The 15112-nt window shown below is 29.3% G+C and carries 16 protein-coding genes; 6 read left to right on the top strand and 10 right to left on the bottom strand.

What is annotated here, in order from left to right:
• The first annotated feature begins 65 nt into the window (after nucleotides 1–65).
• Nucleotides 66–1064, top strand: coding sequence for an FAD:protein FMN transferase (locus tag AC2TEO_RS08485; protein WP_442267690.1), 999 nt, complete (start codon nucleotides 66–68; stop codon nucleotides 1062–1064).
• A 104-nt stretch (nucleotides 1065–1168) separates the two neighbouring features.
• A complete protein-coding gene (locus tag AC2TEO_RS08480; RefSeq protein WP_442267689.1) occupies nucleotides 1169–2464 on the top strand; it encodes a WG repeat-containing protein in 1296 nt (431 codons plus the stop codon).
• A gap of 4 nt (nucleotides 2465–2468) precedes the next feature.
• Here the strand turns inward: AC2TEO_RS08480 and AC2TEO_RS08475 are convergent, their stop codons facing one another.
• The 6 genes from AC2TEO_RS08475 to AC2TEO_RS08450 are packed head-to-tail and all read right to left on the bottom strand — an operon-like array spanning nucleotide 2469 to nucleotide 6823.
• A complete protein-coding gene (locus tag AC2TEO_RS08475; protein WP_442267754.1) occupies nucleotides 2469–3248 on the bottom strand; it encodes a class I SAM-dependent methyltransferase in 780 nt (259 codons plus the stop codon).
• Nucleotides 3248–4066, bottom strand: a complete 819-nt coding sequence (map, locus tag AC2TEO_RS08470) for a type I methionyl aminopeptidase (RefSeq protein WP_442267688.1) — start codon at nucleotides 4064–4066, stop codon at nucleotides 3248–3250. Before map ends, AC2TEO_RS08475 begins: the two co-directional genes overlap by 1 nt.
• 48 nt (nucleotides 4067–4114) lie before the next feature.
• A complete protein-coding gene (locus tag AC2TEO_RS08465; RefSeq protein WP_442267687.1) occupies nucleotides 4115–4429 on the bottom strand; it encodes a hypothetical protein in 315 nt (104 codons plus the stop codon).
• Between the two features lie 5 nt (nucleotides 4430–4434).
• Nucleotides 4435–4977 carry a thioredoxin family protein gene (locus AC2TEO_RS08460; RefSeq protein ID WP_442267686.1) on the bottom strand — a complete coding sequence of 181 codons (543 nt, stop codon included), beginning with the start codon at nucleotides 4975–4977 and terminating at the stop codon, nucleotides 4435–4437.
• Nucleotides 4978–4990: 13 nt separating this feature from the next.
• Nucleotides 4991–6508 carry a 2,3-bisphosphoglycerate-independent phosphoglycerate mutase gene (gpmI, locus tag AC2TEO_RS08455; RefSeq protein WP_442267685.1) on the bottom strand — a complete coding sequence of 506 codons (1518 nt, stop codon included), beginning with the start codon at nucleotides 6506–6508 and terminating at the stop codon, nucleotides 4991–4993.
• A gap of 48 nt (nucleotides 6509–6556) precedes the next feature.
• A complete protein-coding gene (locus AC2TEO_RS08450; RefSeq protein WP_442267684.1) occupies nucleotides 6557–6823 on the bottom strand; it encodes a hypothetical protein in 267 nt (88 codons plus the stop codon).
• Nucleotides 6824–7033: 210 nt separating this feature from the next.
• On the opposite strand from AC2TEO_RS08450, the gene AC2TEO_RS08445 reads away from it, so the two are divergent.
• The gene (locus AC2TEO_RS08445) at nucleotides 7034–7885 is read left to right on the top strand and encodes a coiled-coil domain-containing protein (protein ID WP_442267683.1); all 852 of its coding nucleotides are present in this window, start codon (nucleotides 7034–7036) and stop codon (nucleotides 7883–7885) included.
• 412 nt (nucleotides 7886–8297) lie between these two features.
• On the opposite strand, the gene AC2TEO_RS08440 is transcribed toward AC2TEO_RS08445, so the two are convergent.
• The gene (locus AC2TEO_RS08440; protein ID WP_442267682.1) at nucleotides 8298–9773 is read right to left on the bottom strand and encodes a hypothetical protein; all 1476 of its coding nucleotides are present in this window, start codon (nucleotides 9771–9773) and stop codon (nucleotides 8298–8300) included.
• 116 nt (nucleotides 9774–9889) lie between these two features.
• A complete protein-coding gene (locus AC2TEO_RS08435; protein WP_442267681.1) occupies nucleotides 9890–10669 on the bottom strand; it encodes a M48 family metalloprotease in 780 nt (259 codons plus the stop codon).
• 110 nt (nucleotides 10670–10779) lie between these two features.
• Between AC2TEO_RS08435 and AC2TEO_RS08430 the strand changes: the two genes are divergently transcribed.
• From AC2TEO_RS08430 to AC2TEO_RS08420, 3 genes are all read left to right on the top strand, one after another.
• Nucleotides 10780–12537, top strand: a complete 1758-nt coding sequence (locus tag AC2TEO_RS08430; RefSeq protein WP_442267680.1) for an aromatic amino acid hydroxylase — start codon at nucleotides 10780–10782, stop codon at nucleotides 12535–12537.
• 34 nt (nucleotides 12538–12571) lie between these two features.
• Entirely contained in the window at nucleotides 12572–12847 is a 276-nt protein-coding gene (locus AC2TEO_RS08425) for a rhodanese-like domain-containing protein (RefSeq protein ID WP_442267679.1), read from the top strand.
• Nucleotides 12848–12915: 68 nt separating this feature from the next.
• On the top strand, nucleotides 12916–13431 hold the full coding sequence (locus tag AC2TEO_RS08420) for a cysteine peptidase family C39 domain-containing protein (protein ID WP_442267678.1): 516 nt from the start codon (nucleotides 12916–12918) through the stop codon (nucleotides 13429–13431).
• A 34-nt stretch (nucleotides 13432–13465) separates the two neighbouring features.
• On the opposite strand, the gene AC2TEO_RS08415 is transcribed toward AC2TEO_RS08420, so the two are convergent.
• On the bottom strand, nucleotides 13466–14416 hold the full coding sequence (locus AC2TEO_RS08415) for a GSCFA domain-containing protein (protein ID WP_442267677.1): 951 nt from the start codon (nucleotides 14414–14416) through the stop codon (nucleotides 13466–13468).
• Nucleotides 14417–14426: 10 nt separating this feature from the next.
• Nucleotides 14427–15059 carry a hypothetical protein gene (locus tag AC2TEO_RS08410; RefSeq protein WP_442267676.1) on the bottom strand — a complete coding sequence of 211 codons (633 nt, stop codon included), beginning with the start codon at nucleotides 15057–15059 and terminating at the stop codon, nucleotides 14427–14429.
• Nucleotides 15060–15112 lie beyond the last annotated feature (53 nt).

Genomic DNA, 15112 nt, shown 5'->3' with positions numbered 1-15112 from the left:
CAAAAAGTCACATTAACGGTATTTTAGTATAGATTGATTTATTTTTGTTAAAAAAATATAAATTAATGGCGCCAAAATACTATTCTTTTCTACTAGTTTTCTTAGTTTTTTTTCAAGCTTGTAAAACAGAAAATAAAAAAGAACAAGTTCAAACAACGCAAGAATCCTTCACTAAATTGAGAGGAAACGTTTTTGGAACAACGTATAATATTATTTATAAGAGTACAGAAAATTTTCAAGAGCCAATTAATGAAATATTTGAAAATTTTAATAATTCATTATCTACTTACATTCCAACATCTTTAATTTCTAAAATAAATCAGAATGACACAACAGTAGTTGTAGATGCTTATTTTATTGAAGCTTTTGATAAAGCAAAGCGTTTATATAAAGAAACTGACGGGTATTTTGATCCTACGATAGGGAAATTAATTGATGCTTATGGTTTTGGTTCAGGTAAAGAAAAAAAGAACCTTACTGAAGAAGAAGTTAAAGAATTAATGAAGATTACTGGCTTCGATAAAATGACTTTAAAAGATAATAAAGTTGTAAAATCTCTTGAAATGGAATTTAACGTAAATGCGTATGCAAAAGGTTTAGGAATTGATGTTGTTGGACGCTTTTTAGAAAGTAAAAATATACAAGATTATTTAGTTGAAATAGGAGGTGAGATTAGAGCTAGAGGTAAAAATTCTAGAGATTCTGCATGGAAAGTGGCAATTGATGATCCTAAAACTGATGGATCTAGGAGCCAATCTCGATTTATTTTATTAGATAATCAATCTATGGCTACTTCAGGAAATTACAGAAAGTTTAAAGTCAATGAAAAAGGAGAAAAAATTGTACATACTGTAAATCCAAAAACAGGATTGGCCCAAGAGAATAATTTATTAAGTGCTTCAGTTTTAATGAAAGGAGATTGTGCTGATGTAGATGCTTATGCGACAGCATTTATGGCGATGGGGTTAGAAAAAACAAAACTTTTTTTAGAGAAACATCCTGAACTTAAGGTTGTGCTGCTTTTTACAAATGATAAAGGTGAAATAGAGGAGTTTTCTAATTAATAATACCTAGTTTTAGGTATGTTTTAAATCTTTTTCTCATGGTATTTTAGTTCTGATTTTGAAATGAAATCAAGAACAGGATTTTAACCATAAAATGCATAAAAATGAGAAGGGGATTATTTATCGTTTTTTTAGTCGTTAATTTCTATACTTCAATAGGGCAATCTAATTATGAGATTGCTAAGGTTTATTTCAGTAAAGCTGAAAGAGACATGGAGAAAATAGATTATCAAGCTGCTAAAGTTAACTTTGATAAAGGATTGTCTAAAATAGATTCTATTCAAAAATCTAGAATTGCAGAAATGGGCACTTTAATTTATTACGAACTCAAATCGTATAAAGAAGCTAAAGATTTTGCTAAAAAATATTTCCAATTATCTAGAAGTAAAACTTCAGAAACTTACAAGCAAATGTTGGAACTGTATGTTGATATTGAAGAAAAACTAGAGAAGATTGAAGCAGAAGAAAAAGAGGAGAAACGGCTAAAATTAATGGCTGAAAAAGAGGCAAAGCGAATAGATTCATTAAAACGTGAATGGAATGCAATTTCAGATGCTTTGTCTATTCATGCAGATACCATTTTCAACTTCAATACATACGGATTAGCTATTTTCAAAAAAGGAAATAAATACGGTTTGCTAAATGAAAATGGTAAGGTTCTCATAAAACCAAATTTGTATGAAAATGCTTTAACTTTTGAAGGCGTGTTTCTTTTTGTAGATAAGAAACGAAAAGGAACTAAAATCTATTGCTATAAGTCTAAAGAGAAAGAAGGTTTTGAGCTGCCAGATATTAAAAGTATTAATTCTGAATCTTCTTTTTTTGAGGCAGTTTTGTTACCAAGAGGAAATCAACAATTAGTTGCTTATCTGAATAATAGTGCAGATACCTTTGTTTTTGATTTAGTTAATGAGAGTTTTCTTCGAATTAAAAACATTGAAGGGCAGTTAAAGGCTATGAAAAAAGCAGATATAATTGATAAGTACGATGAAGATGAAAACACTGTGAAAATTTATAAAACATGGTATAAGTTAGGTGGTCATTTAGGCGGAGATATTTATACATTATACGATCAAGAAACTAAAAAGTTAAAAGGATATTTATTTGGTTCTTCAGAAATTTCTGAAAACGAGAATCGAGTTTTATTTGCTGAAGATATTGGCTATTTGGGGAGTTTTTATAAAAATAAAATTCAAGCTCAAAAACGAAAAAACACGAGTTGGTATAATATCCTTGGAGAAAAAGTTAGTAAAATGAAAGATGCAAAAGGAACTTATACTAATGATGTAATTATTGAAAAAAAGGATACAGGTAAATATCAACTTAAAAAAGACGGAATTGTGTTTTTAGGAGATAAAAAACTTCAATCTTTAGAAGATTACTTGAAAGAAAATAAATAACTGTTTATTGTCCTGTTTTATAGCATAAAGGTAAAATTTCACCTTTAGCTAAAGCATATCGCTCCACTAATTCTGGGGCGATTTGTTTTGTGTAATCTACTTCTTTTACATTAAATCCTATAGAACGTAGTTTGTTGAAATAATCTCGTCCATAAACACGAACATGATCGTATTGCCCAAATATTTTAGCTCTCTCCTTTGGATCTGTAATAGAGTCGTCTTCAAAAGTAGTTTCTCTGTTTAAATCTTGAGGAATTTGAAATATACCATAGCCACCAGGTTTTAAAACACGATACAATTCTTGCATAGCTTTCGTGTCATCTGGGATATGTTCTAATACATGATTACAAAAAATAATATCAAAAGATTCATCTTCAAAAGGTAAGTCACAAATATCTGCTTTAACATCAGCAATAGGCGATTCTAAATCTGAAGTGATATATTCTAGGTTTTTTAATGCTCTAAAACGGTGCAAAAAACATTGTTCAGGAGCAATATGTAGTAGTTTTCTCTTTTCTTTAGATGAAAAAAAGTTCGTTTCTTGCTGTAAATACAACCATAACAAGCGATGTCTTTCCAAAGAAAGAGTAGATGGAGATAATACATTTTCGCGTTGAACTTCATAACCGTATGGAAGCATCTTTTTAAAAGATTTTCCATCGATAGGATCTGTGAAATTATCTCCTTTTAACCACCAAGCTATTACAGGACGAACCCAATAACTGACTTTGATTAAAATAGGTCGAGGTATGGTGTTTAATACAGTTTTAAAAAGCGACACTATTAAAGAACTAAAGGTTGTTGTCTAAACTCGTTTTCTTCATCACTTTCAATACCTAAAGCTTCGTAAATGTACTGGAATGTAGAAAGTAATTCTGGTTTTCCATCTATAATTACAACATCATGTTCAAAGTGAGCAGATGGCTTATTGTCTAAAGTAGTTACCGTCCAACCATCTTTATGGAATCTTATTTTATGAGTTCCCATGTTTGTCATAGGTTCAATAGCTACTGCCATACCTTCAACAAATTTTTTACCTCTACCACGTCTTCCATAATTTGGCATTTCCGGATCTTCATGCATTTTTCTACCAATTCCATGTCCTACCAATTCTCTTACTACACCATAACCATGTTTTTCTGTAAATTGTTGAATAGCATAACCTACATCTCCAACACGGTTTCCAACTTTAAATTCACGAATACCGACATACAAACTTTCTTTTGTAATGTCTAACAGTTTTTTAGTTTCTGAATCAATTTCGCCAACAGCAAATGTATATGCATGATCTCCGTAGAATTCATTCTTTAAAGCTCCACAATCGATAGAAATAATATCTCCTTCAACTAAAGGAGTGTTGTTAGGAATTCCGTGCACTACTTGAGAATTTGGACTCATGCATAATGTGTTTGGAAAATCATATAAACCCAAAAAAGCAGGAATTGCACCTTGTTCTCTTATAAATTCTTCAGCAAGTTTATCTAAATATAAAGTAGTAACTCCAGGTTTTACTTCTTTAGCTAACATTCCTAAAGTTTTAGAAACTACTAAAGCACTTTCGCGCATTAACTCTATTTCTTCTCTGTTTTTTGGTATAATCATTTCCTATGGAATAAATAAAGTGCAAATATACTGGATTCGTAGAAACATTTAAGGTTTAAATTCTGGATGCTTTTTTCTAAACGCTTGCACTTCTTTTAACCGGTCTGGCATTCCATGTTTTTCTATCATTGTTTTAATGTGTGAATCATTAAAATCAAAATAAGGTTTGTAGCTGTGTAAATACTGAAATTCGTCTTTATGTTCCCAGTTTTCAAAACAAGATTTGTGCATTCCAGAATCTGAAAATTCACCAAATTTATGATCAGGTATTAAAAAAGCAGACCATGAAATTATTTCATCGTCTGCTTTTAATGTTTTGTTGCACAAAGAACATTTTGTTGAGTCTAATATTATTAGAGCCATAATGTTTACTTTTCATATGCGTGTTTGTATCCTTTGCCAGATACAATTTGTAGTATGTCTTGTTCTAAAAAAGCATCGTTAACAGTATGTTCTACAAATCTTCCAATTTCCTTTCCGTTTCGGTAAAAAATAAATGTAGGAACTCTTTCAATATTATATCCTTTTTCTATTCCTTTTGCCTTTTTATCTCTGTTTACGGTAACAAGTTCTAATCTACTTTGATTAAATTTTGTTTCATTTAAAATCTTGTAAAAGTTAGGGATTTCACGTCTGCTGTCATCACACCAAGTTCCCATAAAAGCTTTAATTGTTATATCTTTTAAATAAGGAGTTAACTCAGAAATGGTTTTTTTATCTGTTTCGTAATACTCATAATAATCATTAAACCATTCGCTTCCGTATGGTTCTTGTTTAAAGTCATTTTGAGTAGCATATCCAACTAAGTTCCCATCGCTATCTTTTTCTGCTTTAAACTTTGTGTTTGATTTTTGATAAGAAGAACAAGCACCGATTAAAAAAATAGTGATTGCGTATATTATTTTTTTCATTGTTATTTAAAGTTTATACCAGAGATTCTTGAGTCATTTCAGCTGGTTTTTCTACACCTAACAAATGTAATATAGTTGGAGCCATATTTCCTAAAATTCCATTTTTGATTGATTTTAATTCGTTGTCTATTAAAATTAATGGAACTGGATTTGTCGTGTGTGCTGTATTAGGAGAACCATCTGGATTAATCATGGTTTCACAATTTCCGTGATCTGCAATTAATAAGGTTGTATACCCATTAGCTAAAGCACTAGTAACAACTTCATTTACGCAAGTGTCAACAGCTTCACAAGCTTTAACAGCAGCATCAAAATCTCCTGTGTGTCCTACCATATCTCCATTCGCAAAATTCAAGCATACAAAGTCTACTTCTCCTTTTTCTAATTCAGGAACGATTGCATCTTTAATTTCAAAAGCACTCATTTCAGGTTTTAAATCGTAAGTAGCTACTTTTGGCGAAGGACATAAGATTCTTTTTTCTCCTATAAATTCTTTTTCTCTTCCACCAGAGAAGAAAAATGTAACGTGTGGATATTTTTCAGTTTCTGCGATTCTGATTTGCTTCTTTCCTGCAGTTTCTAAAACTTCTCCTAGAGTATTTTCAATGTTTTTATTATCGTAAATTACATGGATTCCTTCAAAAGTACTATCGTAGTTTGTCATGGTAACAAAATATAATGGTAACTTCTTAAGGTTTTGATCCGTAAAATCTTTTTGATTTAACGCTTGAGTTAATTGTCTACCTCTATCTGTTCTGAAATTAAAAAAGATAACAACATCATCTTCTTTAATTGTAGTTTTAGGTTGATTGTCTTCGTTAGTTAAAATTATAGGTTTAATGAATTCATCAGTAATATCATTCTTATAACTAGCCTCAATACTTTCAATAGCGTTTGTAGATAAGGTTCCTTCACCATTTACTAATGCATTATAAGCTAAAGCTACTCTTTCCCAACGATTATCTCTATCCATAGCGTAATAACGACCCGTAATAGAAGCCAAACGTCCAGTGCTATTCGCCATGTGATTTTCTATGTCTTTTATGTAATCAACTCCAGATTTTGGGTCTGTATCTCTACCATCTGTAAATGCATGTAAGAAAATATTTGATATATCATTACTCTTTGCAGCATCTAATAATCCTTTTAAATGATTAATATGTGAATGAATTCCACCATCTGAAACCAAACCTAATAAATGGATGTTTTTATTGTTTTCTTTTGCGTATTTAAAAGCATCAAGTAATTCAGTTTCCTTGGCTAAAGTATCTTCTTTTATAGCCTTATTTATTTTAGCAAGGTTTTGGTATACAATTCTTCCAGCACCTAAGTTTATATGTCCAACTTCAGAATTTCCCATCTGACCTTCTGGAAGTCCAACATATTCGCCATCGGTTCTTAATTCAGAATGAGGAAATTTTGAGTATAAAGAATCTATAAAAGAAGTGTTTGCTTTATCTACTGCAGAAATTTCAGGATCAGGTGAAATTCCCCAACCATCTAAAATCATTAAAATTACTTTCTTATCCATTTGGTATAATTTGATAAGTAAAAGTAGTAAAGATTTTAGGTTTTTTACTTAAAATTTCACGAAACCGATTGCGATTAATGTAGCGATAGAAATTAAACCAATTGGAATTAAAAAAGAAAGAAGTTTTCGTCTGTTTTCTTTTTTGGCTTCTAATCTTATTTGTTCTAATTGTTTTTCAGTAGCTGTTTTGTTGAAAGATAATTCGTATGAATCATCTTTTCCGAAATGGCTGTGTTTTTTTAATTTTTCAATAGCGCTTTTACGAGGCCTTTTATTGTTCTTAATACTCGTAATCATAGCAGAAGTTGATCCCATAACAATATTTTTAGCATTTCCTATATGTAGCTAAATGTTTGAAAATGTTACATTTTTACTTATGTTAATAGATTTTGAGGATGTGTTTTTTGTGTTTTTTTTATTCGTATATTTGCACCCCCTTAAAAAAAGAGGTTCTGTTTTGTGACTTTTTAACTAAAAAGGTATCAAATACAAGTGTAAACATTGAAAGTATAAATAAAAGAAGAAATGAAAATGTTCAAAAATGTAATCCCCACAATAGTAGTTATTTGTTTCAGTTTTCAAACCGTATTTTCTCAAGAATTATCCAGAGAAGATAGAAAAGCAATTAAAAATAAAGAACAAGAAATTCGTGTTAACGAAGAAATGTTGTTAAGTGGAGTAGAAGGTTTAGAAAGAATTAAGTCTAGATTAACGAAAGATAAAAGTAAAAACAGAATTACTAAAGAAGAGGTTATAAGAAAAGAAACAATCATTAGAAATGTTGAGGCTAGATTATCTAAACTTGATAAGAAGATTAAAGCTCAAAAAGAAGAGTTAATTTCATTCAAGAAATCTTTAAATGTTAAAGTTGCTGAACTTAAAGAAGTTGAGTCTGTAGGAACTGAGACTGTAGCAACTCCTGTTTCAGAAGTTAAAACTGATAGTGATTTAGAAAAAAGAGAAGAAGAATTAAAAGCTGCAAGAGAGAAGTTAGAGAAAGAAATAAAAGCTAGTGAAGAGGCTTATAAAAAGCAATTAGAGGCTTTGCGTAAAAAAAATGAAAAGTTAACGCAGTTAGATAGTCAGTTGAAAGCTGAAAAAAAGGAAATTGAAGATAAGATTTCTAAAGAAAAGAGAATGAAAATAATGGAGGTAGAAGATGATATTAGTGTTAATGAAGAAATGTTAATTAGTGGAAGACAAGGTTTGAAAAAGAAGAAAGATCAATTAGAAGCAGCTAAGAAAGAAGGTGCTTTAACTGCTGAAGATATTCAAAGAAAAGAAGCAATTATTAGTAGAGTTGAAAAAAGATTAAATAAGTTAGAAAACGAAATAAAAGTTAAAAAAGAAAAACTAAATAAGCTAAAAACAGCTTAAGTTTTTAGTGTAGATAATTGAGTTTAACTATAAAAAGGGTAGATTTTAAAATCTACCCTTTTTTGCACCTTAAAATTGAAAAGTCAATCTTGGGTAATTTTGACAATTCAAATAATCACTATAAATAATTTTTTTTAAGATTAATTTTTTTAATTAATCAAATCAAAAGTGTATTTAAAAACGATTTTAAATTATAGTTTTTGATGCGTTGAACATAGAAAGTATCAACACTAATCTCTAATCCATTGCAAGATGATTGTTTTTTAAGGAATTTTAAAAAATATTTTACTAGTTAAGTTTTTCTAAATTCATGGAAATAAAACATCTTCAGTATGTTAACTGGTTGTTTTTGAATGTTTTTATGTTGTTTTTTTAAAGGTTAAATTCTTTTTTTAAAGAAAATTGTGTTCTTTTATATCTTAGATTTTAACCATTCTAAAATTCCTATTTTTTTATCTAGAATAGAATCTTCTGATTTATCTAGTTTTTCATTGATTTCTAAATACAATTCTTTAAAGAGTTGTGATTTTTGAGAATCAGAAAAATAAGGTTTAATCTTATGTAAACCATTTAGAATACTGCGCTCTAAATTAAAAAGCCGCTCATTACTTTTCAAAAAATATTTACTGGTATGAATTAAATAAGAGATTAATTGATGATCTCCAAGATCATGTTGAATCATAATCCTTAAAATGTTGCCACAAGAAATTATAAGAGAAGCAGGATTCGTTTTTTTCTCACTTATCATCACGCAATAATGATTTGCTTCTTTTAACATACCGTTTAAAAAATACATGCGTGCAATAAATAATAATACTTCAACACTAAAGTTAGGGCCAGTCATTTCATTATGTAAATCGTAATTTTTTTTAATTTCTGGTATAATATGTAAGAAACGATCAATATCTTTTTTTATCCATAAATAGTTTAAAACTAAACAGTCATTAGCAATTGTAGTAAAACTTTTAGTGATTACATTAAATTTGTGTTTGTTTTCATTTATCAGCTTTAAAAGTTCTGGATGAATTTTTTCGAAAGGAGTTGTTTCCATTAAATTCATACTAGAATCTAAATAATTATTTAAAGCTTTAAATTTCAAAAGGAAATCATCACGATATTTAGAGGGGTTTTGGTCTAAATGTTCATATGCTAAAAAAGAATATCTTTTGCCTTCATTAAAATCATTGTTCCCCATGTGAATTAACGATTTTGCTCTGTAGAAAAAGTATATAGATAATACAGATTTAGCATTGTTAATGTCTTGAAGTAGTGGGGTTTTGTTGTAGTTTAGAAGTGTGTCTCTGTTTTTTATACGTTTGTCTAAAAATTGATAGTGTAATTCGCAAATCTCTTCTGCCAAAAGTTTATAAGAACTCAAGTTTTTAGATAACTGAATATATTTATCTAATTCTGCAACTCCTTCTTTGAAGCTGTTAGTGCCTTTTTCGTAATTAAAAAGCCTAAACTCTACAGCTTTTTTCTGTAACAGGCAACAGATTTCAAAGTTGCATTTCTCAGAAGCAATTTTTTTTAGATTACTAAGTTTTCTTTTGGCTTTAGTATATAAAGCATTTTTTAAAAGGACTTCTAATTCTACAAGTTTTTTGAATAAATTAATGTCGGAATACTTTTCTTCAGATACTTTTAAATGATCTATTAACTCTTGAAATAAATCAAATTTTAATGTATTAAATTTTAGAGGTGATAATTTGTGTTTTTTTATAAAAAAGTCTTTCTCAAAATCTTTTTTTCTTCTTATTGTTTCTAAAAGTTTGAGTTTTGTTGTGTTTTCAGATTTTGTATTTAAACTTCTTTTAAAAGAGTTGTAAACTTTGGAACTTAAGGAGCTAATTAATAAGTTTAAATCTGTTTCTTCAGATTTTGACATAGTTTGATGTGATAATTAATATATTACTATAAACTCTAAAACATCTTTTTCAATTACTAAATTATAACAGTATTTATTAATAAATATTATACCAGAATTTTTTTTAGGAAATATTCTTAAGAATATTTCCTAATTGCTTCTTTAATTTTTTGAATTCTATTTTCAGGATCAGGATGAGTACTTTGAAATTCTGGAACTCTGTTTGGACCCGCAGCAGCTTTTAAAATTTCCATTACGTTAATTAGATAGCGAGGGTCGTAACCAGCGTCAAGCATTAACTTTACACCTAATTCATCGCTTTCTAATTCATCACCTCTTCCGTTTTTAAGTAAAGTTTGTTGGCCGATACTGTTAGCTAATTGTCCCATGTCTGCTCCAACTGAAGCTCCCATTGTAATTAATTTCCAGAAGTTTGCTTCGCTAATTCTTTCGTTAGAATGTTTGCCAAGTACATGACCAATTTCATGTCCTAAAACACCAGCAACCATATCTTCATTTAGTGTTCCAGATCCGTCTGTGAGTTTAGAAAATAAAGCATAAGTGATAAATATTTGTCCGCCAGGTAAGGCAAATGCATTAATTGTTCTATCATCTCTTAATAGATGAAATTCATATTTATAGGCAGATCTTTTTGCTATAGAATTATCTACAAGTTTTTGTCCGATTTTATCAATGTAGGCTTGGTATTGGTTGTTAGGGTATAATCCACCATGTTGGTTTGCCATAGATGGAGCTTGTTGTAATCCAATAGCTATTTCTTGATCTGTGCTTAAACTTATGGTTTGCGTTTTACCAGTGTATGGATTTACCTTTTTTTGACTGCACTTTCTTAAGTAAGCGAAAGCAACTATAATTAAGCCAATTAATAGGCGGAACTTAAATCCTCCTCTTCTCATGTTTTTTGATTTTTGTGTTACTCGTAAATATACAAAAAACGAAAATTTTAAGGCTATTAATTTCGAAATGAGTATTTTTATCCTTACAAACAACACAAACATTTTAACGTATGAAAGCTCAATTTGAGTTAAATGAAGTAACTAGAAAATTGCCTCAACATTTACATAAGTTTGTGGTTAAACAACCTTATGATGAGTATACAGCTCAAAACCAGGCTGTATGGAGATATGTAATGCGAATGAATGTAGATTATTTAGGTAAAGTAGCCCATGAATCTTACATTGAAGGATTACAAAAAACAGGTATCTCTATCGATACAATTCCAAAAATGGAAGGAATGAATAGAATTTTAAAAGAGATAGGTTGGGCTGCTGTATCTGTAGATGGTTTTATTCCACCAAATGCTTTTATGGAATTTCAAGCTTATAATGTTTTGGTAATAGCTTCAGATATGAGAACAATAGACCATATCAAATATACACCTGCACCAGATATTATTCATGAAGCTGCTGGTCATGCACCAATTATTGCAAATCCTGAATATGCAGAGTATTTAAGAAGATTTGGAGAAATTGGAGCAAAAGCTATTTCTTCTTCTAGAGATTATGAAATGTATGAAGCTATTCGATTACTTTCAATCTTAAAAGAAAATCCAAATTCTAGTCAAAAGGAAATTCAAGAAGCACAAGAAAAAGTAGAATGGTTACAAAATAATATGGGGGCACTTTCTGAAATGGCTCAAATTAGAAATTTGCATTGGTGGACTGTAGAGTATGGATTAATTGGTACTGTTGATAATCCTAAGATTTATGGAGCAGGATTGCTTTCTTCAATAGGAGAAAGTAAATGGTGTATGCAAGATGCTGTTAAGAAATTACCTTATACTTTAGAAGCTTCTAATGTATCTTTTGATATTACAAAACCACAACCGCAATTATTTGTAACTCCAGATTTTGCACATTTGAGTTTAGTATTAGAACAGTATGCAAATACCATGGGAATTCGAAAAGGAGGTTTAAGTGGTGTTAATAAACTTATAGATTCTAAAAATTTAGGAACTATTGAATTGTCAACAGGGATTCAAATTTCAGGAGTATTTACTAATGTAATTACAGATGAAAATAATAAACCTATTTATATTCAAACTACTGGAGCAACAGCTTTAGCAAATAGAGATAAAGAATTGATAGGTCATGGTATAAGTTATCATGCAGAAGGATATGGAAGCCCTATTGGAAAACTGAAAGGAATTAATATTCCAATTGAGAATATGAGCCCTAGAGATTTGGAAGCTTATGGAATTTATGAAGGAAAAACAGTTAGTCTTGAGTTTGAAGGAGGTGTAAAAGTAGAAGGAGAAGTTATTACGGGAACTAGAGATTTAAGAGGAAGAATTCAACTTATATCATTTAAAAACTGTACAGTTACTCATTTTGATACAGTACTATTTCATCCAGATTGGGGAATTTATGATATGGCTGTTGGAGTAAATGTTATTTCTGCATATGCTGGCCCTGCTGATGTAAGTTCTTTTGAAGACATTGGTAAAGTTTCTGAAACTAAAACACATAAGATTAAATATTCTTCCTCAGATCGTGAATTGTACGATTTATATAGTCAAGTACGACAAATGAGGAAAGAAAATTTAATTTCTGAAAATAAAATTGTGGCAATTTTTAATCTAGTTGAAGAAAAATTTAATGAAGATTGGTTGTTGGCATTAGAGTTGTATGAAATTTCTGTAAAACAGAATTATGAAATTCAAAATTCAATTAAAGAATATTTAAATCGTTTAAAAATGAATGAAGAATTCTCTAGTTTAATTGAAGAAGGATTATCATTATTATTGAATGAACAAGTAGTATAAAATGAATATATTTAATTTATTTAGAAGGAAAAATATGGCAAACGAAATACAAGAATATTTAAAAAAAGGAGCTGTTGTTTTAGATGTAAGGACTTTAGCTGAATGGAATGAAGGGCATAGTGAAGGTGCGAAGCATATTGTGTTAGATACAATTCCAAATAATGTAGAAGAAATTAAATCTTGGGGTAAACCAGTAATTGCTGTTTGTAGAAGTGGAGGTAGAAGTGGACAAGCAACTAATTTTTTACAAGGGCAAGGAATAGATATAATCAACGGAGGTCCTTGGGGAGACGTAGATCAATATTTATAAAATAAAAATATTAAAGTTGTAAAGAGGTGTGCTTTAGCACATCTTTTTGCTTTTTTAAAAAATAAGCTATGAAAATTAAATTAATATCAACAATTGCATTCTTGTGGTTAGTAATTATTGGATGTAAAGTAAACACATCTAATCCTCCAGTTCTCACTAAGAAATTCCCTATTATACTTCAAGAAAATGCAAAAGATTGCGGTCCGGTTTGCTTAGCAATGCTTTGTAAATATTATGACTTAAATATTCAGTTGGATAGTTTAAAGAAGTTATCGTCTTACAATCCAGTAGAGGGAACAACACTATTAGGTTTAAGTGAAGCTTGTGATAGCATTGGAATCAAAAATTTAGGAATCCGAGTTACTTATGATAAAATATTAGAATACGATAATCCGACCATTGCTCACTGGGAGAATAATCATTTTGTAGTGGTTTATAAAATGACAAAAGATAGTGCTTGGGTTGCTGATCCTGCTAAAGGTAAGGTGAGATATTCAAAAAAAGAATTTTGTGAAAGTTGGGTTCAAAGTGAGGGTAATACTACTTCAGAAGAAGGGGTAATGTTACTTACAGAATTACTTTAATAAAAACAATCTTAGTTTATTAAGAGATAAAAAACTAAAACTTCATAAAAGGAAATGCTTGAATTAGTGTTTCCATTTTTTGTGCAATTTTATTTAAGAATTTTTGATGTGCTTCAGAATTCGGATTAAAAGGTTTGTGTGCTAATCCTTTCTGAATTTCCTCAACTTTAGTTAATGTTTGTAATGTGTTTTCGCTAAACCAAGTTTCAGAAAACTTTTTCCAGATGTAATTTATGGCAGTCTTATTTGGGTGAATCATGTCAGCATTATAAAAACGATAATCACGTAATTCATCCATTAGAATTTCATAAGATGGAAAATAATAGTGTTGGTTTCTTGGTTCAACCACTTCATGAATTCCTGCAAATAAATGTGATTTACTTCTTTGATTTTCTATAAAACCATCTTTTAAATGACGCACAGGAGAAACAGTAAAAATTATTGAAGCTTTAGGATTCACACTTTTAATTAAAGTACAAATATTCTCTAAACTAGCTGTAATCTCATCAACAGTTAACAATTCTTTTAAAAATTGCTTTTGAGGCACTTTATGACAATTTGCAACAATTGTATCCGAAGAAATAAAACGATACACCCAAGCTGTTCCTAAAGTGATTATAATATGACTTGCATCTAATAATTCTTTAGAGGTAGTTTGAATCGCAGAATTTATGTTTTGAAGTAACTGTTCTTTATCAATTTCACTAAGGTTAGAATGTACATCAAAACAATGCCAACGTTCATTTAATTCGAAAATATCAGTTTCAGTATATGTTTTCTCATTAATGGCATTGGTAATTAATGTTTCAATAGCTTTTGGGTGAAATAAAATTCCAAACGGATTTTGATTGACCTGAAACTTATAATAACTGAGTTTATTTCCAATATTTTCTGAAAAACAAGAACCTAACAATAATAATTTAGAGTTGTAATCAATTAAGTTATGTGATTGTTGTTTTAAAGGTAATTTGGTTTGTAAATCCATACTATTTCACTTACTGAGTTACTGGTTGCGCTAAATTAATTGAAATTTCTGGTACTCTTTTATTAAAGTATATTTTGATGTTTTGGAAATCTTCTTTTTCTAATTGAAGAAAAGAAATTAATTCTTGTGAATCTTCTTTAAAAAATATAATCTGATTCGGGAATACTTGTAAACTTGTTATTTCTGAAACATTAAAAATTCGTTCTTCTTTCCCATTTTTAAAAGTTATTAATCCTTTTTTAATTTGAAAGGATGCTGTTCTCTTTAAAGAAGTTTCATTTTTAGCATTTACTAATACAATCAGAAAAAAAATGATATAATTTACATTAAAAGAGTCTGAAATAAAAAAATACATTATAAATGCTGGTATAATAAAAATCAAAGAAATAAAGGTGTTTTCTTTACGTTGAAGGTCGTTTTCACTAGGTATTAATAGAATTTCTGGATTTTCTTTTGTTGGAGTAAAAGCTTTATATGTAGTATAAATTAATAATAAGAATAAAGCAGAGGTAATAATAGGTTTTGGGATTTTTTCATAATAAAATGAAATCATATCTCCATAGAATATATCTATTAGTATGTATAAAATAAAATAGATCCAAACCCCAAACTCTGTCCAATAATGTGATAATTTCTCTTTCATGTTGTAAAAATAAAAAAATCTAAAGTCATAATGACCTTAGATTTTTTTAATGC

Source organism: Tenacibaculum aquaeponti (assembly GCF_057221555.1).
The sequence above is the reverse complement of the archived record's forward strand: the minus strand, read 5'-3'. Positions and strand labels throughout refer to the sequence as shown.

What these genes read in the sequence shown, in the direction of transcription:
- AC2TEO_RS08465 (WP_442267687.1), bottom strand. Translation starts at nt 4,429, where the DNA reads ATGGCTCTAATAATATTAGACTCAACAAAATGTTCTTTGTGCAACAAA.
- AC2TEO_RS08440 (WP_442267682.1), bottom strand. Translation starts at nt 9,773, where the DNA reads ATGTCAAAATCTGAAGAAACAGATTTAAACTTATTAATTAGCTCCTTA.
- AC2TEO_RS08415 (WP_442267677.1), bottom strand. Translation starts at nt 14,416, where the DNA reads ATGGATTTACAAACCAAATTACCTTTAAAACAACAATCACATAACTTA.
- AC2TEO_RS08445 (WP_442267683.1), top strand. Translation starts at nt 7,034, where the DNA reads ATGAAAATGTTCAAAAATGTAATCCCCACAATAGTAGTTATTTGTTTC.
- AC2TEO_RS08480 (WP_442267689.1), top strand. Translation starts at nt 1,169, where the DNA reads ATGAGAAGGGGATTATTTATCGTTTTTTTAGTCGTTAATTTCTATACT.
- AC2TEO_RS08460 (WP_442267686.1), bottom strand. Translation starts at nt 4,977, where the DNA reads ATGAAAAAAATAATATACGCAATCACTATTTTTTTAATCGGTGCTTGT.
- AC2TEO_RS08430 (WP_442267680.1), top strand. Translation starts at nt 10,780, where the DNA reads ATGAAAGCTCAATTTGAGTTAAATGAAGTAACTAGAAAATTGCCTCAA.
- AC2TEO_RS08450 (WP_442267684.1), bottom strand. Translation starts at nt 6,823, where the DNA reads ATGGGATCAACTTCTGCTATGATTACGAGTATTAAGAACAATAAAAGG.
- AC2TEO_RS08410 (WP_442267676.1), bottom strand. Translation starts at nt 15,059, where the DNA reads ATGAAAGAGAAATTATCACATTATTGGACAGAGTTTGGGGTTTGGATC.
- AC2TEO_RS08435 (WP_442267681.1), bottom strand. Translation starts at nt 10,669, where the DNA reads ATGAGAAGAGGAGGATTTAAGTTCCGCCTATTAATTGGCTTAATTATA.
- AC2TEO_RS08485 (WP_442267690.1), top strand. Translation starts at nt 66, where the DNA reads ATGGCGCCAAAATACTATTCTTTTCTACTAGTTTTCTTAGTTTTTTTT.
- gpmI (WP_442267685.1), bottom strand. Translation starts at nt 6,508, where the DNA reads ATGGATAAGAAAGTAATTTTAATGATTTTAGATGGTTGGGGAATTTCA.
- map (WP_442267688.1), bottom strand. Translation starts at nt 4,066, where the DNA reads ATGATTATACCAAAAAACAGAGAAGAAATAGAGTTAATGCGCGAAAGT.
- AC2TEO_RS08420 (WP_442267678.1), top strand. Translation starts at nt 12,916, where the DNA reads ATGAAAATTAAATTAATATCAACAATTGCATTCTTGTGGTTAGTAATT.
- AC2TEO_RS08425 (WP_442267679.1), top strand. Translation starts at nt 12,572, where the DNA reads ATGGCAAACGAAATACAAGAATATTTAAAAAAAGGAGCTGTTGTTTTA.